We start from the raw sequence: 16,450 nt of genomic DNA, 5'->3' as shown, positions 1-16,450 counted from the left end.
ACAAAAAGATAAATACAATGATGAAAAGGACGTTTTCTTTCAATCTCATCGTACTTGCGATGAGCAGTGGATACGCAGTTAGCTCAATAGCAGCAGAAGATCTTCAACAAACATCGACTCCAAGCGATGAGCAATTGGTTGTTGTAGGCAGTGTGATGCCGAAATCGATCCCCGATATTCCAGGAACGGTTTGGTTTGTTGGCCAAGAAGAGATTGCTCAGCAATATCGTGCGGGCAAGACACTGGGTGATATTCTTTCTGCAACCATCCCTTCTTTAGACGTCGGCACCGGTGGTCGAACTAACTATGGTCAGAACCTTCGCGGTAGAGCAATGTTGGTAATGATTGATGGTGTCTCGTTACAGTCTTCTCGCCCGATTAGTCGTCAGTTAGACGCAATAGACCCATTCAACATCGAGCGAATTGAAGTACTATCTGGTGCAACCTCCATTTATGGTGCAGGCGCTACTGGTGGTGTTATTAACATTATCACCAAGAAAGCGTACTCGGATGACTTGTCGTTTGAATCCTACGTGAGTGGCACTACAGGCTTTAATAGCAGCGATGACTTTGATTACAAACTCGCTCAGTCTATCTCGGGTGGTAATGAGCGAATTACCGCTAGAGGTTCGGTTGTGTACACCGAGACACAAGGTGCATTTGACGCAAATGGCGACATTGTCACCCCAGACATTTCACAGGGCTCTTTGCAGTATAATTCAACGCTCGATGTTATGGGATCGACCGAGATTCAAATCTCCGATGCCAGCAAGTTAAACCTTGTCGCACAATACTATGACAGCCAGCAAGACTCGCCATACGGTTTGTACATTGTTAACAATAAATTTGTTGATGTACGAGAGGGGTTCGATTCCGACCGTGAACATGGTACAGAGCGAGTTCTCTTAAGTGCGAACTACGCTCACGACAGCGTATTCGGTCATCAACTGATAGGCGAGTTATCTTACCGTAGTGAAGACCAAACCTTTACTCCTTATTACCAAAGTGCCTCTCAACAAAAAACAGAAGTTTTTGCTGGGCGCTTAGCATTAGCTAAAAGCTGGGAGTCATTCAAACTTGTTTATGGTGTCGATGCGTACTTAGACCGTTTTGAAAGTAACCAGGCTCTGTTCGATTCAACCATTGCGAACAGCTCTGGGAACTTAATTAATCGAACCTATGCCGAAGTGGGGCGTTACCCAGATGTTGATGTGGCGTCTTACGCAATGTTTGTCCAAGGGGATTACCAAATCAATCAAGATTGGTCAGTACAAGCAGGCTACCGCTACCAATACATGGACAATAAGATTGATGATTTTGTTGCCTATAGTATACAAAAGAAGATCGCATCGGGTAATGGTGTATCAGCGGATGCGGTACCAGGTGGCAGCACTGACTACTCTGTGAGCTTATTTAATTTGGGCACCATTTATCAGCTTAACGATGAATCTCAGCTTTGGGCGAACTTCTCTCAAGGTTTCGAACTCGCTGATCCTGCAAAGTACTACGGCCAAGGTAGCTACGATGCCGCGGATGCAAATGGTCACTACGCGTTGAACAATAGCATTAATGTATCTGACTCAAAAATGTCGGGCATCAAAACGGACAGCTATGAAATTGGTTACCGATTAGATACGGATACTGTCGCACTGCAAGCGGCGGGTTACTATTCGGTTTCGGATAACTCAATCAAGTATGACAAGAAGACGCTCCTAATCACCAATGTTGATGACGAGCAACGTGTATACGGTGCCGAAGCAAACATTAACTACTGGGTAAACCGTGATATTTTGTTAGGTGCATCAGGTCACTATGTGGTTTCTGAGCTTAAAACCAACGGTAAGTGGGAAGATCTAAGCGCGGGTAAAGCAAGTACATCAAAAGCGAACGCGTGGGCGGCTTACTATCAGGATAGCTATTCAGTACGTTTACAAAGCCAGACGATGTTTGATTACGAAGATGACGCAAACAATAAACTAGATGGATACACTACGTTTGATCTTCTTGGTAACGTAACACTACCTATCGGGCAGTTAGGTTTTGGTATTCAAAACCTATTTGACGAAGACTACACAACCGCTTGGGGACAACGTGCGCAGATTCTTTATGCAGCACACTACGATGCTGCAGCGTACGACTACAAAGGAAGAGGTCGCACATTCACACTGAACTACAGTGTCGAATACTAAAGCTAACTATCTCCGAATATCAAAAAAGCCGCTTGAAGCGGCTTTTCTTTTAGGCTTGATCTGTCTGCGCTGTGTCTACAACGTTTTCCGTGTGTTCTGAAGCTTGGTTTTGTTCTTCAGCTTCCATTTTCGCGCGTTCAGCTTTGGAGATATAACGCGGCTTATTGCTCTTATGTAGCTTAGCGTTATGCTTCTTCTGCTTCGCTTTCAAGATCTGATTGATTTTCTTCTTGCGGTTCATGGTGGTGGTCCTTTAATTTAGCGAGGCAGGATAGTTACTTTTTTATCAAGTTACAACTAAATAAGCGCCGGTATCGGTCGCAAAATTCAAGTACGTTCCTATGTCCAATCATCTATCGCGTTTTAATGGAGCCCAAATGAAAACACTGTACACCGAACGTTTGATACTGCGTCTTGTGAGTGTAGATGATGCACCATTTATACTAAAACTTTATAACCACCCAGACTTCTACCGTTTTGTCGGAGACAAACAAATTCGTACCGAATATGAAGCGGCGCGTTACATAAAAGAAAACATGCTACGCATGCAACAAATTAAAGGCGTGAGTTTACTCGTTGTAGAGAAGAAAGAAGATGGACAACCCATCGGGATTTGTGGGTTGGTTAAACGTGACACATTACAACACTATGATCTCGGATATGGATTTTTACCTTCCGCTTATGGCTTCGGCTACGGAACGGAGTCTGCAACCGCAGTGCTGGAATACGCTAGAGAGGAAATGAAACTCGATAATTTGGTTGCCATCACCAACAATGACAATATTCGTAGTATAAGTTTGCTCAAAAAACTGGGCTTTGAGTTTGAACGAGTTGAGCAGCAATATGATAATGGCCGCACGTTAGAACTTTACACAATGATGTTGTGATTTTTGGATAGCGCATGAGCGATATTTTACTTGGCAAACTCGCCACTGAATTTAAGACAGTAAAAGCCATGGTAGAGGTTTACTGTCATGACCATCATGGAACAAAACGTGACTTATGCTCAGAATGTCATGAGCTGCTTGAATACGCAGAAGTGCGCCTCGACCGCTGTCCTTATGGAGAGAATAAACCGACGTGTAATAAATGTCCGATTCACTGCTACAAACCAGAGCCGAAAGAACAAATGCGTTTGGTCATGCGTTACTCTGGCCCCAGAATGTTACTGAAACATCCCATCTTGGCGGTTCGTCATTTGCTTCATGAAAAGCGAATGGTACCGGAAAAGCCTGCAGCGAACGCGTCAAACCGTCACAAGCGTTTATCTAAACAAAAATGCGAAGAATAAAAAAACGAGGGCGACATGCCCTCGTTTTCGTTGAGTAGAAGCGGCGTGGTTAGAGGCCAGCGGCCATACGCTGCTTGGTTTTGCTCGCAGCAAGTAGCATGTATACGCCAGTCGCAACCAAAGCGGCAAACAAGTAGCCTAGCAAGCCGTGTTCTTGGCCCATAAATTTATCAGCGACAACAGGACCAGCAACAGAGCCGATGCTGTAGCTAAACAGCATGACTTGTGTCGCAGAGACAATAAAGCGTTCATCAAGTCCTTCGCAACCTAAGTTGATTGCAATCGGGTACAAGGCAAAAGTAGCTGCACCTAAAAAGAATAATGCAGCAGCCAATACCACGGCTGACGAGGAAATAAACGTCATACCGATCGAAAAAATACCCAAAATACAGAAAAACGCCATTAGCACTGTGCGGCTCATGTATTTGTTTAACGCGGTCACCATTGGTTGGACTAGCATGCCACCTAGAATCACTAGCGCCATCAATGTACCAATGTCTTGATGGCTAATTTTACGGTTAGTTAACTCAACTGGCATTAATCCGTAGATCGCGCCTAAGGTCAAACCTGAAACAACACAACCAATAATTGCTGCATGGTTTAGTTTGGCAATTTGCTTAAATGATAAAGCGGTTGATTCATGGCTGTTTGGCTGCTCACACTCAATGAACATTAGCACCAGCATCGCCATTAAGATCAACGTCGTGATCGCAATAAACGGAACGCCGCCACTTACGCCAAGCACGCCAATACCAAACTGGCCTAATGCTGAACCACCATAAAGCGATAGCATGTACAAGCTCAAACGTCTCGCACGCGATGCTTCGTCTCCAGACATTAGCCAAGATTCAACAATGACAAAAACACCAGCAACCGCGATACCCGCAATAAAGCGAGCGGCAAGCCACATCAATCCGTTAGCAAACACGGGTAGTGTGACGATAGTTAGCGAAAATACGGCCAAGCAACCAATAAACGCGTTACGGTGACCAACTTGACGTACGATACGTTCAATAAAAATAGCACCGGTTAATAAGCCGCCATAAAACACACTCGCCAACCAACTCGCGTAATCTGCTGAGATGTTGTATTCACCGAGCATGAGAGGGATCAAGCTCATTAAATAGCCCGAAGCCACCGCATAAAGAGACAGTGCGACGACTGGAACTGTAACTCGTGGTGATGCTGCAGGAACGACTGTGTTTTCCACTGTTTTGCGCCTATAAGTTAAATGAAATCTAAGGGTTATTCGGCGCGAATATGAGGCTAATAGTTAGGCAAGTAAAATGATAAATTTAAGTCGTTTCGATAAATAATATTTGTTAACTAGATAGGTTGATAAGTTGCATAAAAACGCCAACCTACAAACAAGGTTGGCGTGGAAGATTATTTAGTAAGTGCTTGATTTAACCATTGATCGAATTGAGTTTTAGGTAACGCACCATTGATCATATCAACGCGTTGACCATTCTTGAAAACCATAATGGTAGGAATACTGCGAATACCAAATTGCGTCGCAAGTTGTTGTTGAGCTTCGGTATCAATCTTAACAAAACGAGCCGTTCCGGCTTGCTCATGAGCAACATCAGAGAAAACAGGAGCAAAACCAACGCACGGGTTGCACCATGGGGCCCAAAAATCTACTACAACAGGCATATCACTTTGTAATAGAGCAGAAAAGTTATCTTGTGTACCTTCGATAGGCGAGCCGTCTAAAAGTGCACTTTTACATTTACCGCAAGTTGCAGATTCGGCAACGCGCTCATTAGGGACACGATTTAGACCGCCGCACGAAGGGCAGCGAGTTTTAAACGATGACATGACTTCTTCCTTTATTACGTATTGATGAAAACATGACTTACCAGTCAGCCTCATTATTTGTATACTTATTTTTTAACCTGCCGAAATAACGCAGCGCAGGTTTGTATTTGAGCCTAAGGTTCTAAGAAATTTTATTAAAATACAACAATAAATAGGTCTGCGATGACAAATTACTACGCTGAAATTACAGGTTGGGGGAAATGTGTTCCGCCAGCCGTGCTCTCTAACGATGATCTTAGCACTTTCCTCGATACTTCCGATGAGTGGATTCGTACCCGCACTGGTATCGAAAACCGCCGTATTAGTCATGTAAACACGTCAGACATGGCGACCGTTGCTGCTAAACATGCATTAGCTCGAGCAGGCGTCGATGCAACAGACGTGGATTTAATCATTGTGGCGACTTGTTCACCAGATTCATTGATTCCAAATATCGCGTCTAAGGTACAGCAGAACCTAGGTATTCGTGCAGCCGCTGCCTTTGACTTAAATGCCGCATGTACGGGATTTGTCTATGGCTTAGAAACGGGCACACGTTTGATTCAATCAGGTAACTATCGTAACGCGATCATTATTGGTGCGGAAAGATTGTCTTTCTACATCGATTGGGCAATGCGAGATACCGCTGTTCTATTTGGTGATGGTGCGGGCGCCGTTGTGTTATCAAGAACGGAAAAAGAAACGGGTTTACTACAGTCTCAAATCGGTTGTGACGCAAAAGGCCGCGATATTCTGTCCGTACCAAAGTTTGGTACTTGTATGGATCGCTTTGCGGAAGACAACGGTTACTGGGATTTCAACTTTGTAGGACAAGAAATTTTCAAACGTGCAGTAAAAGGCATGGGGCTAGCTGCGAAAACCGTACTGAAAGCATCACAGTTAACGACGGAACAAATCGATGTTGTGATTCCGCATCAAGCGAATATTCGTATTATTCAAACCTTGTGTGACCTGTCTGGAATTCCACACGACAAAGCGTTTGTTAACATTCAAAACTATGGCAATACTTCAGCTGCGACGGTGCCAATTGCATTGTGTGAAGCGGTAGAGCAAGGTCGAGTTAACCCAGGTGATAATATGCTTCTTGCTGCATTTGGTGCAGGTTTGACATGGGGTGCGGCAGTATTGAAATGGGGTGACCGCGTAACGCCAGTTTCTGAAAGTGATGCGGTTCTGCCTGAATGTGAGCAATCCGCGTTAGAATTACTTGAGCGTGCCATTAAGCTGTGTAACGAACGCCGTCGCGACGAGGTGTAACGGACACTCTGCAAACATAAGATGAGTAAGGGAGCGCGAGGCTCCCTTATTTGATGATGCGTTCTACAGCTAACCTGAAAAATATCTTAAGCCATAAAACCCAGGTTTGAATGAGTAAAATTACGGATGTTCGGGAAGACGTATTCCAGTGCAGCGTTATCACTCACGCCCATCCACTGCGCTAGTGTTGAACCAACTTGATCAGCGGCAATTTTGGGTATGAGTCGGCCTTGAGAGTAATCATCGTTTCCGCCCAGTATTAGTTCCGGCCATGTACCGATAGGTTGTTTCCCATTTACCGCGCCTCCAATTAATAGTTGATGGCCACCCCAGCCATGATCGGTACCATTTCCGTTGCTCATCATCCGTCGACCGAAGTCAGACATAGTGAAAGAGGTGACTTGCTTGTTTAGCCCTAACCGTTCGACAGCACGATACATTGCTAAAAGGTTTGTCGCGAGATCCTCAAGTAACACTGGATGACGTGTCAGTTGCGAATCGTGCAGGTCATACCCAGAGTGTTTAACGAAAAAGACTTGTCGTTGCTGCTTCAGGACATCTTGGCTTGCTATCAATTTGTACACGGTTTGCATCTGCTTGCCGAGCGTCGATGACGTAAACAGCGGCTCGTCAGCAATGTGGTTGAGTTGCTCGCTCAGTACACTACTCATTACCATCGACTCATCAACCATCAAATTAAAATGACCATTAAATGGATTGTCAGTTTGATGAGAGAGAAGGCGATCATAGATCCCCTTGTATAGCGGGTTATCAATCGCGGTAAGCTGAACTGCGCGATCTTTTTTCAGGACGGTTTGGCGGTGTTCCATTGCCCGTAACCAAAGCGAGTTGCCATGCACACTGTATAGCGGTGTTATTTCTGATTCAGAGTTTAATACATCCAACATTCTGCCAGCCCAACCAAGATTTTTAGACTCGCTCATTCCACCAAGTAACCAAGCGTCTGTTTGAGAATTATGAGAAAACAGTTGCTCGGGAAGTGATGCTTCACCTTGCTCAATAGCTTGTTTGGTGACGGGATGGTTGAGAATGCCACTATTGAGCACGATGCTGGCATCGCCTTGTTCGAAAACGGAAGTTAACGCATTTAACTTTGGGTGTAAGCCGAGCTTCACTGGGTGATTTGAGCTATCGACAGCACTTAAATTGATAGGGAGTATGTCTTCTTTGGCGACAGAGAGTGGCCCTCTGACTTTGGAATATTGACGATAGTGCGCCTCCGATAATGGCAGTATGGTGTTGAATGCATCGTTTCCGCCTGCTAAATACACACATATTAATGCTCGAAAGTCATTGGATGGCGCTGCGAGAGAGTAACCTGGCAGACTAAGAGAGGCTAGTGCGCCCATCGATAGCGTGCTTTGTATAAAATGTCGTCGTGAAATATCCATAATTCACTCCTAATCCTGAATATAGAATTCGTCGCCAGAAATGGCGGTAAATATCACTAGAGCGAGTTTTGTTGTTGGCACATAGTCCCCACGATAATCATTCAGGGCGGTGAGCATGAGCTCTTTCAATTCAGCAGAAGCCGTTCCAGCAAAGAAACGCTCGTTAACCAATTCGACTAAGGCACGGTGATCGTCCAGAAGAAGATAAAACTCGTTAAGATCGAAGTGGTAGGAATCACCACCTCCTCTACGAGTGCTGGTTAACATATAGTTGACCAAATCGGTATAAACAGACCAATTGAGAAGTTCATACTCTGGAGAGTTAATACCAGACTCCGTAAACTCGTTAGACGGCTGATAGTCTGGAGAGTAAAAATTAAACACGGAAGGAGAACGAAGCGGCCCTTGATTAGCGATGTTCATCATCGTTGTTGCGTCTTCGTAACGTGATCCTTTAATCGTAAAACCTGATGCTCGATGAAAATTAGTCAGGACCAGTATCGGTTCTTTCACTTTTATAGGCGGGGTATCCGTCATCCCTAATGCTTCAGGGTCGAGCAATATGGCTCGAACAATGGCGGTTAGATCGCCTTTTTCTCCTTCCCCATTGTTGTTAAATATCGTAGCAACACGCGCGACGTACTCTGGGCTTGGATTTGAACTGACCAAACGTTGGATAAGTAACTTTGAAACAAATGGAGCAACATTTGGGTGAGACATCAACATATCAATCACTTTTGAAAGCTCTTCTTGTGCGGTTAGACCCGATGGGATCACGTTCCCTAGAAATCGCTTCTCGCCGGTGTCGTGTCTTTGACTGATAACTCGCATCGGTTTCACGAATGCGATGTCGGAATTTTTCCATCCAGTTAATGCTCGCGCGAGCTCTTGAATATCAGTTTGATTGTACGTGGGGATAGGTTTGCCTGTTGCGTGGTTTAGCTTTTTACTGCCATCTAAATTGAGTTCATACAAACCGATAGTGAATAACTGCATTAACTCTCGAGCAAAGTTCTCATCGGGAAGCGTTCCTGTCGCACTATTTTCTTTTGCACTACCGAGCATAGACAAATAGCTCCCCATGACTGGATGGATGGAAACGTCATACAACAGGTCTCGGTAGTTGCCAAACGCATGCTCAACCAACAGATCGTAGTAATTCACTAACCCTGTAGGTTTGCTGGAAAGAACGCCGCCATAACGAGAAACGACTACGATCTGACTCAATGCATAAGCCGTTCGCTGTCTGAGCTGATCTTCAGCAGTAACAACAATCTGATACCAAGCATTTTCTCGGTTTGACTGTAGGCCTTTAGAAAAAGGCGTTTGATAAAGTGGTTGATGGTAGGTTGCTGGCAGGTTGATTTGTTTCTGTATCCAGTCCTCTAACCCGTTTTCCCTAACCTCATTAATTAACGCAGGAGTTGGTCCAAAAGAGGTTTGATAGAGAAAACGCGCAACGGTTTGATCGGATGGGGATTGCTGTATTTGTGCTGATACATTAGGCACATGGCTCAGCAATAAGATAGCCAATCCTAGTACCCAAGCAGAGATTTTATTTAGCTTCTGACGTCTCATAGTTAACTCGCTTACCCGAAGTAACGATTTAAGTCCATTTAACGGGAGTTATTAAGCTCTTTTGAGCTGTTTAGTAAATTTATGAAAATCAAGCAGCTGCATAGGCGAGTATAGTAGCTATAAGTGGTGAACAAAAAACTCAAACGATGAATTTGGTACTATAGTGCTAGAAGTTTTTGATGCTATTTTTTCTAAGATGCTGATATTAAATATGGCCAATGAAGAGTAACAAGCAGAGATATCGCAATGGATATAGAAGGGGGACAGCTAAAGTACTGTTAACAAGAGATTGGTATGTTTGTTAAGGCTTAAGTTAGTTTCAAGAAATTATTGAGCCAATAAATAAAGTCCATTGGTTTGCACAAGAGAAAACCACACGGATGTTCTCTTGTACAAAGCAACAAAGGTTATTTTCGGGCAAGCTTATGGTGAGCACGAGAAAAGTGATCGGCACAAAATGCGCCCACGATCGAGAGTTCGCCAGCCAGACAAAGCGCAGCTGCGACTTCGGCTAACGCTTTCGCATTGCCGTTGCCGTGCAAACCCAAAATATCCAAACATGCTTTTTGTGTTGGAAGGCCAGTACCACCACCAACCGTCCCCACCATGATGTTTGGCAAGGTCACGCACGCGTACAAGTTGCCTTGAGCGTCCACATCCATACGAGTGATTCCAATGGCAGACTCTGCAACGCAAGCGGCATCTTGACCACAAGCAATGTACAGCGCGGCAAGCGCGTTTGCGTAATGCGCGTTGACGCCAATTGTCCCGCTAAGTAAACCGCCCACTGTAGTCATTTTGCCAAATTGAACCATAGACTCCGGCGTCGTATGCAGATATTTTTCCACCAACTCAGCAGGAATGGTCACTTCGGCGGATACTTTCTTACCGCGTACCGAGCGCAGTGTGTGCGCGTTTGGTTTTTTGTCGCCTGATAAGTTGCCATCCAAGAATGCTTGAGTTGGTTTGATTGGGCTGGTCGCCAAAATATGATGGAACACTTCGTTTGTTGCGATGGTCACCATGTTTTGTCCGGAAGCGTCACCAGTCACGTATTCAAAGACCAAATAAACGTGGTTTCCTTCGATATTTACATTGATGTCTTTGAGTTTGCCATGTGAGGTGGTGGATTCCGCAATTTGACGAAATGCGTCAAACTGGGTCACAACCCAACTGACGAACTGGCCAGCGTCGGCAAGGTTATTAAAGGCGAACACTGGCGTTCGGCTCACCCCTTCACTCAGCAACAATGCGCTCGCGCCACCAGCGGCGGTAATAAGATTTGCGCCACGGTTGTAGGAAGCGACTAACGCGGCTTCTGTCGTTGCGAGCGGAACCAAAAAGTCATCGTTCGCATACAAGCCGTTGACGCGCAAAGGGCCTGCAATGCCGACCGGCACATTAACAGTACCAATGAAGTGCTCGATGTTGTTGGAGTAAGCATCGCAATGTGACTGCGTGAAAGGATCAAGGAGATGATCTTTATTGGTCACGTGTTCCAATACTTGCCAACGGCGCGCCAAATGCTTATCCGACAGGCCAGGGCTTAAGCAGAGACGTTTCTCTGGCTTGTGAAACTTCGGTTCTAATGCCGATTGAATCTTACTGCTGGTTTCGATATCGGAAAGGGCGGAGCTTTGAACAGGGTTATCTTGGTTTAACTTCGGCATACAAACGTTAACTGAAAAATCGAACCAGAGATTGTAGTGATTGAGGTTTTGATTACAACGTTGATTATACGTTTTGCAACAAATACCACTGTGCAAGCGCCTTTATTATCCAAGTGATTTGATATTGGAGCGACGAATTTACCGGACATAAATGGGTTTTGACAATGAATGTTGCAGTAAATGGCAGATCCGGGAGGTTATGGCTTTTAGAGAAACTGGCCTGTAGGTGTTTGGATTCGGCAAGGTGTAAGCATGAGCGCCTTAAAAGCGGAATGGTTCAATCTATGAAAGGAATAAATTGTCTAACCCAGTCCCTTGGGTCAGACGTTAGTTTGAATCGGTTGTTCAAAAACTAGTTGAAGGCGCGAGCCACACGTCCCGCACTTTGAATACGGTAATGGCCAACGTAAGCAGGAACAAATACAGATTGCCCCTTCGCGGCGGTTAACGTCTCACCGTTATCACTGATGAGTGTCAGGTCGGCATCAATCGCCATCAAAATCTCTGCGCTATTGGCATCAACCACTTCATTGTTCGGTTGGTTAAGAATGCTGAAACTAAAGTCTGCCACTGGGACCGGATAAAGGCTTTGGCAACCATTGGCATTGGGTTTAAGAACAAGGCTGTTAAACGGCTTAGGCACAAAATCTGTGCATTTAACCAGTTCTTCAACATCCATATGTTTCGGCGTGAGTCCTGCACGCAAAACGTTATCTGAGTTCGCCATGATCTCTAATCCCGTACCTTTAATGTAAGCGTGTGGCGTTCTTGCGCTCAGGAACATCGCTTCGCCAGGTTGCAGCGTGATGACATTCAACAGTAATGGCGAAAACAAGCCGACATCGCCAGGGTATTGAGTGGATAGATCCAAGATGAGCTGGTAAACGTCGCTGTCAGTGCCTTGTTCCGATTGACGTGAAGCGTGGGCAAGAAGCTGTTTCAGTGCTCGCTCTTTTGTTTCTCCTTCCATGGTAAGAATGTGCACAAAGAAATCGCGTAAACCTTGTGAGTTGATTTCGCGTTTGAATGTGTCAAGAGGCGCGCGTAGCTCATCGATATCGCAAAGGCTAAATGCCTCAATAATCTCGGCATACGAGCGAAAACCGTTCATGGCTTGGTAACTTGTCAGCGCGTACACCAACTCAGGTTTGTGGTTTGGATCCTTGTAGTTACGATGGCTTGCGTTTAGTGGGATCCCGGCACTTTGTTCTTTTTCGAAGCCTATTTCGGCATCTTGTTTGCTTGGGTGAACTTGAATCGACAGTGCATGTTCGGCCGCTAAGATCTTAAACAGAAAGGGCAGGTCGCCAAATTTCGCTGCGGTTTCTGCTGATAAGTAAGCGGGTTGGTTTTGTTTGATCAGTTCAGACAAAGGCAGCGTGTTTTGCTCAATCTGAACTTCAGAGCAGCCGTTTGGGTGAGTACCCATCCATACTTCTGCTTGAGGCTCATTCGTTTCGTTAGAAAAGCCAAACAAATCGTGAATAGAAGAGGTGCTTCCCCAAGCGTAGTTTTGGATTTTGTTGTTCATTTGAAAGAAGCTATGCGATGAAATAGTGTTCAAATTCATGAATTTTTCCCATAGTTAACCCTCCGAACTGAATCGGAAGAAAAATTGAGCAGAGATACGTTAAATAAGGTGGGCGAGCGCGGTTAGGTCACTCGCCAATTTGCCCGAAGGGCGATAAGTCGATTTACAACCGAGGTTTTGGTTCGAGTGGTTTTCGTGATGGTTGCGCTTGCAAAAATGGCAGCAACAAAAGGCCAATGACGGCTGCACAAACTGAAATGGTGATGAAGAAACCCGTCCAATGATATTCTTCAAGAATTAACGCCAGTGGATAACCAGACAATGCTGCGCCCATGTAGGCGAACAAGCCCACGAATCCTGTTGCCGCGCCGGCAGAGTCTTTGTGAGAGCACTCCGCCGCCGCCATACCGATCAGCATTTGTGGTCCAAAGACAAAGAAGCCGATGGAGAACAATCCCGCTGCTTGGAATGCAAAGTTGGTCAGAGGCATTAGCCAAAGCGCGGAGACAGATAAGAAAATCCCAATCGCGAACAGCAAGTTCATTGGCCCACGGTTACCGCCAAAGAGTTTGTCTGAGCCCCAACCCGCAACCAATGAACCAACAAAACCGCCGATTTCAAACATAGACAGAGCAGCGTTGGCATTAATCAGGCTATAGTGATGCTGCTCGGTCAAGTACAGGTTTCCCCAGTCATTGATTGCGGTTCGGACGATGTAAACCAACACATAACTGAACGCGAGCAGCCAGATGTATTTGTTGTTAAATACGTACGATTTCAGAATTTCTCGGTAGGTGAGGCCACGTCCGTAATTTTCCTGCGCAAGTTCTAGTGCGTCGTTGCGCCATTGGCCGACACTTGGTAAACCCATTGTTGTGGGTTTGTCGCGCAATCGCCAACAAACGAATAGACCGAGTAATACGCCGATGATGCCGGGTAGAATAAAGCCTTCACGCCAGCTGTAGTGCAACGTTAAATAGCCCACCAAAATAGGGATCAGCGCGCCACCAACGTTGTGTGCGGTGTTCCAAATGGCCCATAAGAAGCCACGCTCGGAGCGTGAATACCAAGTGGTTAACAGCTTGGAGCATGAAGGCCAGCCCCAGCCTTGGAACCAGGCGTTTAAGATCCACAGAGTAATGAAAGCCGCGAGTGAGCTAGAAAAACCGAACGCGATATTGACCAGACCTGTCGCAATCAATCCTAATCCCATGAAATAACGAGGGTTAGAGCGATCCGAAATCGTGCCAGAAATAAACTTCGAACAGCCGTAAGTAATGTAGAAAAGTGTACCGATAAGACCCAAATCGCCTTTATCTAAGCCAAGATCGGTAATCATCGCTGGTGCGGCGTAGTTAAAGGTCTTACGGGTAAAGTAGAAACCTGCGTAGCCGATGTACATCCCCAACATAATGTGCAAACGCCAATGGTGGTAACGCTGGTCGATTTGCTCGTTGCTCAGGCTCGGTTGAGTAAATTTAGGTGAACGTAAAAATCCAAACATCTTGAGTTACACCTTAGGTAAAGTAATGCTGATTTGTGTGCCGATCACTTGATCGCTGGTGGAGTAGATAACCATTTTTCCACCTAACGCGTGCACACGTTCTTGCATGCCGCGAACGCCCATGCCTTTCATGCTGTCCTGAACTTTGAATCCGACACCATCATCGTGAATCATCAGTGACACCGCAGCTTCTCCAATTGTCAGTTCAATATTGATCAACTGCGCTTCTGCGTACTTGGCAGCGTTATTTAATGACTCTTGGCATAAACGGAATAGGGTTACTTTGAGTGTGTCACTCAGGCTGGTGTAATCGCCTTGCCAGTTCAGTTGAACAGTTGTTCCGTGATTGGCGAATTCCATCTCTCGCGTCAGTTGCTCGACGGATTCTTTTAAGTCCAAATCATCCAGCATTTTTGGTCTTAGCTTGCTTAACAGTCGCTTAGTGGTGTCGTACACGTTGAGGGAAAGCCCTTCGATCATGTCGGCGCAACCCACGCTTGTTTCGGCGTTATTTACCCGCTTAATGATGTTGGCTTGTGTGCGGATCGCCGTGATGTTCTGTCCAATTTCGTCATGTAGCTCGCGCGCAATATCGCGTCTTACCGATTCTTCCGCTTTGATAAGCTGGCGAGACAAATTCTGATTGCGTGCAAGTTCGCCGCGCAGTTTGTGATTGAGGTCTTTTTGTTTCTGAACCCCTAAGCCGAGCATAATGCCGGTGATGGTTTGCGCCGAGAGAGATAATAACAAATCGGTGATTTCTAGATTTGATACGCCGCTGCGAGCCGCAATCAGCGCAATGCTGTTGAGCATGGTGGCGAGTAGGGCACCTTGCCAGCCGTAACGCAGAGCAAGCACGATGATTGGAATCGCCATACAAAACGGCGCAAATCGTTTTAGCTCTTCAGGCAAACTGGTTTGCACCAAAATACTGCCGATCAAAAGCAGTGCATAAAGCACGATATGACGCACCTGAAATACAACGGCATTGCTAAGTAGGAGAGAGCTAAGCGGAGACCAACGACTTTGGAACAAATAACTCCATAACAAGTAGCACATAGGAACCACGAGCAAGCCTCCAGAAATGCTAGCCAGCCATACCATGTAAACCGAAGGAACGTGAAAACCAACGGCGATCACATTAATAAACGCGCTAATGATAATGACTGCGCTCATCACGGCTAAATGGCGGTTTTGGTCTCCGTAGTAGTATTTTTTCGCAATCAGAGTGACCGGGATACTGGCAATGCTCGCAATCAGCACGGTAAGCCACTGCGGTTGACCCAGTAAGATCGCAAGTGCGATGGAAAGTCCCCACTCCGAAAGGTAAATCGTCGGCCAATAAGCGGTGCGAGTGTGAAGGGCGACACCTAATCGTAAAGCGAAAGGAAACAATAAGATCGCCAGCTCGGGATCATTGACAAAGTAATAGGCAATCACCCATAAGCAGAACCAGGCGCAAGCCATAACAAAAAGTCCGCAAATGGTGGTAACAGCATAAGCTCGCATTAAAAGGACTCTTGAGAAAATAGTTTGGCGAGCTCAACGTTGTTTTTCACGCCGAGTTTGTCGATGGCATTCGCACGATGAACATGCACAGTCTTGTGGCTCAAGCCAAGCTCTGCCGCGACAGACTTTACATCCAACCCAGTGGCAAGTAGCTGACATACCTCGTTTTCACGTTTTGTCAGTTGGCATAGAGAGGTGGTGTTGTCGCTAGGCGTTGCAAGTTTAAGTGCAATATCTGATGTGAGGTAACAGCCGCCAGAAGCACTGGTTCTCACGGCTTGAATAAGTTCGTCTGGGCTACAGCGTTTACTAAGATAGCCTTTTGCACCTAACTTTAGTGATTTTTCCACCATCGCAGGGGAGTCATGCACGCTAAGCATCACGCAGGCAATGCCAGTTGGTATTTCGCTGAGAAAGTTTAAGCCGCTTTCATCTGGCATGGAAATATCTAGGATGACGACGTGTGGGTGTACCGCAGGCAACCCTTTTCGCGCTTCGGCGACAGAGCCGAACTCACCAACAACGGTAACATCACTTTCTAAATTTAATAATTGTGCGAAACCTGAACGCACGATGACGTGATCATCAACTAGAGCAACATGAATCATTATTACAACCAAATAGAGCAGACGACTAACAACAATAAGCTCCAACAGGAGCCAATAGAAAAACCTTTAATGATACTGAA

Annotated in this window: 14 protein-coding genes; 4 read left to right on the top strand and 10 right to left on the bottom strand. The window is 45.7% G+C overall.

The window, feature by feature from the left end:
* Nucleotides 1-17 precede the first annotated feature (17 nt).
* Nucleotides 18-2,189, top strand: coding sequence for a TonB-dependent receptor (locus KJB35_RS20005; RefSeq protein ID WP_285356502.1), 2,172 nt, complete (start codon nucleotides 18-20; stop codon nucleotides 2,187-2,189).
* A 49-nt stretch (nucleotides 2,190-2,238) separates the two neighbouring features.
* On the opposite strand, the gene KJB35_RS20000 is transcribed toward KJB35_RS20005, so the two are convergent.
* On the bottom strand, nucleotides 2,239-2,430 hold the full coding sequence (locus KJB35_RS20000) for a DUF2986 domain-containing protein (RefSeq protein ID WP_005376066.1): 192 nt from the start codon (nucleotides 2,428-2,430) through the stop codon (nucleotides 2,239-2,241).
* Between the two features lie 136 nt (nucleotides 2,431-2,566).
* Here KJB35_RS20000 and KJB35_RS19995 point away from each other — a divergent pair, with 136 nt between their 5' ends.
* Together KJB35_RS19995 and KJB35_RS19990 are read left to right on the top strand one after the other, a co-directional pair.
* Nucleotides 2,567-3,076: a GNAT family N-acetyltransferase gene (locus KJB35_RS19995; RefSeq protein WP_005376068.1), complete on the top strand. Its 510-nt coding sequence runs from the start codon at nucleotides 2,567-2,569 to the stop codon at nucleotides 3,074-3,076.
* A 14-nt stretch (nucleotides 3,077-3,090) separates the two neighbouring features.
* Nucleotides 3,091-3,480: a nitrous oxide-stimulated promoter family protein gene (locus tag KJB35_RS19990; RefSeq protein WP_025767744.1), complete on the top strand. Its 390-nt coding sequence runs from the start codon at nucleotides 3,091-3,093 to the stop codon at nucleotides 3,478-3,480.
* Between the two features lie 49 nt (nucleotides 3,481-3,529).
* On the opposite strand, the gene KJB35_RS19985 is transcribed toward KJB35_RS19990, so the two are convergent.
* Both KJB35_RS19985 and trxC read right to left on the bottom strand, forming a co-directional pair.
* Nucleotides 3,530-4,690 (bottom strand): MFS transporter, encoded by a 1,161-nt coding sequence (locus KJB35_RS19985; protein ID WP_017634647.1) that lies wholly within the window; start codon nucleotides 4,688-4,690, stop codon nucleotides 3,530-3,532.
* A 176-nt stretch (nucleotides 4,691-4,866) separates the two neighbouring features.
* Nucleotides 4,867-5,301: a thioredoxin TrxC gene (gene trxC, locus KJB35_RS19980; RefSeq protein ID WP_005387991.1), complete on the bottom strand. Its 435-nt coding sequence runs from the start codon at nucleotides 5,299-5,301 to the stop codon at nucleotides 4,867-4,869.
* A 162-nt stretch (nucleotides 5,302-5,463) separates the two neighbouring features.
* Between trxC and KJB35_RS19975 the strand changes: the two genes are divergently transcribed.
* Nucleotides 5,464-6,558 carry a ketoacyl-ACP synthase III gene (locus KJB35_RS19975; protein WP_053349917.1) on the top strand — a complete coding sequence of 365 codons (1,095 nt, stop codon included), beginning with the start codon at nucleotides 5,464-5,466 and terminating at the stop codon, nucleotides 6,556-6,558.
* Nucleotides 6,559-6,644: 86 nt separating this feature from the next.
* Here KJB35_RS19975 and KJB35_RS19970 read toward each other — a convergent pair whose 3' ends face one another.
* From KJB35_RS19970 to uhpA, 7 genes are all read right to left on the bottom strand, one after another.
* A complete protein-coding gene (locus KJB35_RS19970) occupies nucleotides 6,645-7,970 on the bottom strand; it encodes a DUF1501 domain-containing protein (RefSeq protein ID WP_025767746.1) in 1,326 nt (441 codons plus the stop codon).
* Between the two features lie 9 nt (nucleotides 7,971-7,979).
* Complete coding sequence (locus tag KJB35_RS19965) at nucleotides 7,980-9,548, bottom strand: DUF1800 family protein (protein ID WP_176311571.1); 1,569 nt, start codon at nucleotides 9,546-9,548, stop codon at nucleotides 7,980-7,982.
* 407 nt (nucleotides 9,549-9,955) lie between these two features.
* Nucleotides 9,956-11,218: a hydroxymethylglutaryl-CoA reductase gene (locus KJB35_RS19960; protein WP_047101062.1), complete on the bottom strand. Its 1,263-nt coding sequence runs from the start codon at nucleotides 11,216-11,218 to the stop codon at nucleotides 9,956-9,958.
* Between the two features lie 352 nt (nucleotides 11,219-11,570).
* Nucleotides 11,571-12,788, bottom strand: coding sequence for a mannose-6-phosphate isomerase, class I (gene manA / locus KJB35_RS19955; RefSeq protein ID WP_176311570.1), 1,218 nt, complete (start codon nucleotides 12,786-12,788; stop codon nucleotides 11,571-11,573).
* 124 nt (nucleotides 12,789-12,912) lie between these two features.
* Nucleotides 12,913-14,253: an MFS transporter gene (locus tag KJB35_RS19950; protein WP_005376086.1), complete on the bottom strand. Its 1,341-nt coding sequence runs from the start codon at nucleotides 14,251-14,253 to the stop codon at nucleotides 12,913-12,915.
* 6 nt (nucleotides 14,254-14,259) lie between these two features.
* Nucleotides 14,260-15,762 carry a signal transduction histidine-protein kinase/phosphatase UhpB gene (gene uhpB, locus KJB35_RS19945; protein ID WP_213907653.1) on the bottom strand — a complete coding sequence of 501 codons (1,503 nt, stop codon included), beginning with the start codon at nucleotides 15,760-15,762 and terminating at the stop codon, nucleotides 14,260-14,262.
* Nucleotides 15,762-16,370, bottom strand: a complete 609-nt coding sequence (uhpA, locus tag KJB35_RS19940; protein WP_213907654.1) for a transcriptional regulator UhpA — start codon at nucleotides 16,368-16,370, stop codon at nucleotides 15,762-15,764. Before uhpA ends, uhpB begins: the two co-directional genes overlap by 1 nt.
* Between the last annotated feature and the right edge of the window lie 80 nt (nucleotides 16,371-16,450).

This window comes from Vibrio sp. D431a (assembly GCF_030248655.1).
Lineage (GTDB): Bacteria > Pseudomonadota > Gammaproteobacteria > Enterobacterales > Vibrionaceae > Vibrio > Vibrio alginolyticus.
The sequence above is the reverse complement of the archived record's forward strand: the minus strand, read 5'-3'. Positions and strand labels throughout refer to the sequence as shown.